This window comes from Nocardia barduliensis, from assembly GCF_013315795.1.
GTDB lineage: Bacteria > Actinomycetota > Actinomycetes > Mycobacteriales > Mycobacteriaceae > Nocardia > Nocardia barduliensis.
This window is the reverse complement of record NZ_JABLTE010000213.1, coordinates 1-4,247: the sequence shown is the minus strand read 5'-3', so window position 1 is coordinate 4,247 and position 4,247 is coordinate 1. Positions and strand designations below refer to the sequence as shown.

At 70.4% G+C, this 4,247-nt stretch carries 5 protein-coding genes; all 5 read left to right on the top strand.

Annotated features, from left to right (window positions below; genetic code table 11):
• The coding region (locus HOV91_RS38425; protein WP_174190091.1) for a ParB/RepB/Spo0J family partition protein at positions 1 to 1,859 on the top strand (1,859 nt) is incomplete at its 5' end.
• Between the two features lie 99 nt (positions 1,860 to 1,958).
• Positions 1,959 to 2,294 carry a hypothetical protein gene (locus tag HOV91_RS38420; protein WP_043735704.1) on the top strand — a complete coding sequence of 112 codons (336 nt, stop codon included), beginning with the start codon at positions 1,959 to 1,961 and terminating at the stop codon, positions 2,292 to 2,294.
• Positions 2,291 to 3,163, top strand: coding sequence for a bifunctional DNA primase/polymerase (locus tag HOV91_RS38415; RefSeq protein WP_157227470.1), 873 nt, complete (start codon positions 2,291 to 2,293; stop codon positions 3,161 to 3,163). The genes HOV91_RS38420 and HOV91_RS38415 overlap by 4 nt, the downstream gene beginning before the upstream one ends.
• Before the next feature lie 31 nt (positions 3,164 to 3,194).
• Positions 3,195 to 3,962, top strand: a complete 768-nt coding sequence (locus HOV91_RS38410) for a hypothetical protein (RefSeq protein WP_063711399.1) — start codon at positions 3,195 to 3,197, stop codon at positions 3,960 to 3,962.
• Positions 3,959 to 4,126, top strand: coding sequence for a hypothetical protein (locus HOV91_RS38405; protein WP_157227469.1), 168 nt, complete (start codon positions 3,959 to 3,961; stop codon positions 4,124 to 4,126). The genes HOV91_RS38410 and HOV91_RS38405 overlap by 4 nt, the downstream gene beginning before the upstream one ends.
• Positions 4,127 to 4,247: the final 121 nt, after the last annotated feature.

The following is a 4,247-nucleotide window of genomic DNA, read 5'->3' as shown; positions in this document are numbered from 1 at the left end:
CTGTCGACCCGGCACCCGGTCCCGCCCCCACCGACACCGAACACCGCGGCTCGGACCCCGGCGAAGCCGACACCGACGAGGCACCCGGGTCCCTCGACCGGTTGTGCACCGGCCCGACCGTGAATCCCGCCCTGCTCGAGATCGACAAGAACGTGCGCGAGACCTTCCAGCTCGAGGACCACCCGGAAGTCACCGAGTCGATCCGCGAACACGGTGTCCGGGACCCGATCCTGGTGATCCGGATGCCCGACGGCCGTCTGGTGGTGCGCGACGGGCAGGTCCGAACCCTGACCGCGCTGGCCTACGAACTGCCCGAGGTGCCGGTCTACATCCGCGATTTCGACCCGAGCGTGGACACCAACGAGGCCGAGATCGAGCGCATCACCGAACAGATCACCCTCAACGACCGCCGCATCCCGCTCACCAACAGCGACCGCGCCGCCGGGATCGCGGCGATGCTCGACCTCGGCGCCTCGGTCACCCGCGTCGCGAAGGCGTTGCAGACCAAACGCGACGAGGTCAAACTCGTCGGCAAGGTCGGTACCTCGCCCACCGCGCGCACTCTGATCGACGACGACCAGTACGACCTGACCCACGCCGCGGTCATCGCCGAATACGAGAACGTCGGCGACCTCGACGCCGTCCGGCGGCTGCTCAACGTCCGCAGCGGGGTGTTCGACTACGAGGCCAACCGGATCGCCGCCGATCGCGCCGAACGCCGCGCCTACCTCGCCGACGCCCTCCCGTATGCCCAGGCCGGGCTCGGGATCCTCACCGACTACCCCGACCTCGATGACGCCGAGATGGGACTGTTGTGCGCGGGCGAACTCATCGACGCGGACGGCAACGCCGTCGAATTCGAGCACATCCGAGCCCACCCCGAAGCGTGGCTGGCGTGGTTCGAGATCGCCGAGGAACAGGTGTGGGTCGAAATCGAGTCCGGCCATATCGTCGACCCCGACACCGTGGACTGGGATACCCGCGATCAGCCCGACGCCGAGCCCGCCGAGGGGTTGCGCCACGCGCGCGAAGTCGAGCAGCGCGACCAGCTGCTGTGCGAGTACTTCCTGCCCCGCGACCTGTTGGATGCGACAGGGTTGCGCGAACGCGTCGACACCGAGCCCGACAACGCAGACGACACCGACACCGACACCGCTGCCGGTGAGGTCGGTGAGGGCGAGCACCTCGGCGAGCGCGGTACCCGTTTCGGTCAGGTCGATCAGGAGCAGGTCGCCGCGGATCGGCGCGCCGCCGCCGAAGCGGCAGCCGAAGCCGCGGCGCAGGCGGCCGAGATCGAGCGGGCCGCGCGGCGGCGGGTCCGCGAACTCAACAAGCTCGGTCTGGCCGCCAAGGCGACCCGTATCGAGTTCGTCACCCGGCTGCTGGCCCGCAAGACCCCGCCTACCCAAGCCGCGTTGTTCATGACCCGGTCCCTGCTGGCCGATCCGGGACTGACCGGCGAGTACCACGCCTTCGACTCCGCGCTCAAGCTGCTGGGCATCGAGGGCTACCGGTCCCGCCTCGACATGCTCGCCACCCTCGACACCACCAAACCCGCCCGCGCCCAGGTCATCGCGCTCGCGCTGGTGCTGGGTGGCTACGAGCACCGCGCCGACAAGGACCTGTGGCGCTACACCGAATCCGCCGTACGCCGCTACCTGAGCTTCCTGCGCGAACTCGGCTACCCGCTGGTCCCGGTCGAACTCGCCGCCCTCGGCGAGATCAAGGCCGTCGACATCGACATCGACAACCCCACCGCCACCGGCGAACCCGGCGACACCAGGGCCGATGGCGTCGTTGATCTCAACGCGGACGAGGAGACCGAGGCCAACGAGCAGGACCTGCCCGACGCGGCCTGACCGTCTCGGCATCCCCGCGGTCCCGGTGCGCCCGGAAGAGTTTCGGGCGCACCGGGGCCGCGTCCCGGCCTTCTCCGGCCTTCTCCGAAGGAGTCAGTTGTGCGCACCCCCGACGAACCCGCCATCGACGCCCTGGCCCGCACCGACGACAACGGCTATCGCGCCCGCAGCCTGTGCCTGGTCGACGCCCAGCCCGCCGACATCACCGTCACCGTCGAGGCCGACGGCGGCTTCCGCGCCACCGTGCGCGTGTTCGACCAGATGAGCTTGTCCTGGCATCTACTGCTGCGCGCCGACCATCTCGACTACCCGCGCCTGCCCGCCGACCCCGACCCGCCTGCCACCCTCGAGGCGGTCTGTGCACGCGTGCGCGAGTTGCACGCCACCGCAGTGTGGATCGCCCGCACCGCCCGCCACGTGGGACCGCGGTGGTGACCGCCACGTCGGCGCAGGCCGACGTCGTGGACCTGCGGGCATCCGCTCTCGACATCGCGGCGCGCGGGTGGCCGGTGTTCCCGATCCGGCCCGGCGCAAAGAAGCCGCCGGTGTTCAAACGCTGGCCCGACCACGCCTCCACCGACCCTGCCCGCATCAACCGGTGGTGGGATCAGGACCCGGCCCGCAACGTGGCGATCGCGACCGGCCCGGCCGGGTTGTGCGTGATCGACCTCGACCCCCGCCATATGAGCCCGCCCGCCACCGGATTCGCCGACGCCGTGGCCCGGCTCGACGCACGCTCGAGCGCGCCGGTGCCGGTGACGTGGACGGTGGCGACCCCACACGGCTGGCACCTCTACTACCGGGCCCCGCAGACGCCGCGGTTGCCGTGCAGCATCGGCCGTCTCGGGGACGGGATCGACACCCGCGGGCACGGCGGCTACGTCATCGCGCCCGGATCACGGACCCGCCACGGCGACTACATCGTCGCCACCGACCACCCCGTCGCCGAACTGCCTGCCGAGCTCGTCGTTCTGCTCACCCCGCCACCACCCGCGCCCACGATTCGGTCCTGCGCGGGTGCGACGCACCCGGACGCCTACCTCGCGGCCATCCTCGCCGGGGAAGCCCACCGCGTCGCCAGCGCACGAGTCCATCTGCGCAACCACACCCTGTTCCGGTCCGCGCTCGTGCTGGGACGGCTAGTGGCCGCCGACGAGATCAGCGAACACCACGCCCGCACCGTGCTCGCGGACGCCGCCGCGGTGCACGTCGGGGTCGAGGGCTTCACCAGCAGCGAGGCGGATCGCACTATCGCCAACGGGCTGCGCTACTCCCGCTCCCGCCCACGCTACCTGCGCCGATGACCCATCGACCGCAGCTGGAAGGAGAGACATCATGCCGGATCCGAACGTGGAAGTCGTGGTGGTCCGTGACCCGTCCGCCCAGACCTGGGTGTCGGTGTATGTCGACGGCGTCGTCGCCGACTGCCGATCGGTGGTGATCGATGCCGGTCACGGCTGGGAATGGGACGACTGGCGCGATTTCCGCGACGCCACCCTGGCCGAAGCCAGCAGTCCGGCCTGCCGCGCCGAGTTGATCGACGCCTTCGACGACCCGCCCGGCGGTGAATACGTGCTCGGCCGAGACCGCAGGCACTGGCTCGACGGGGTCGAGGCCGAGGACCGGCTCGCTTCGCGCTATCGGCTCACCGGACCACGCGCGGTCGCGGTCACCGTGCCCCCCGACACCGATATCGACGCCTTCGCGCTGACGTATCTGCGCGAGCACCTGCCCGAGGGGCAGCGGTTGCTCCGCAGCGATCGCACCCCGGCCGCCGACACGGTCGCGGCCTGGGCCACGACCAGCTGGGACACGGTGTTGACCGCCGCGATCGCCGACACCACCGGCGAGGTCACCGCGCATCAGCTGCTCTACCGCCTCGCCCGCAGCGGCGGGTCCGGCGACCGGGTCCGGGTCGAACTGGCCCACCGCCACGAGATCGAGGGCAGTGACTATTACCGCGGGCTGGACCCGGCACTGCTCACCGCGCTCACCCCCGCCACCCGCAGCCGCGCGCGCATCTGGCGATGCCTGGTCCAGCGATCCGCCGCGGCACCGCCCACCGATACCGGCACCACCAGGAAGGACACCTCACCGCGATGACCTGCGCCAAACTGTGGTTTCCCCGCGCCGACGTACTCGACCTCGCCGAGCACGCCATGGCCGCCGCCGAACACTCGCTTCCGCCCTTCGACAACACCGGCGTGGGGTCGCCGTCGCTGATCTGGGTCAAAGACGACGGCATCTATCTGGCCAGCAACAAATAGGCGGAATTGCATCCAACGCAACAATTGGTTACATGCGAGACCGTGATATTACCTGGTCAGGGCGGTGATCGGTGGAGCGAGTCGGTGATGTCCGGACTCTCCCAACTGCGCCTGGACACGC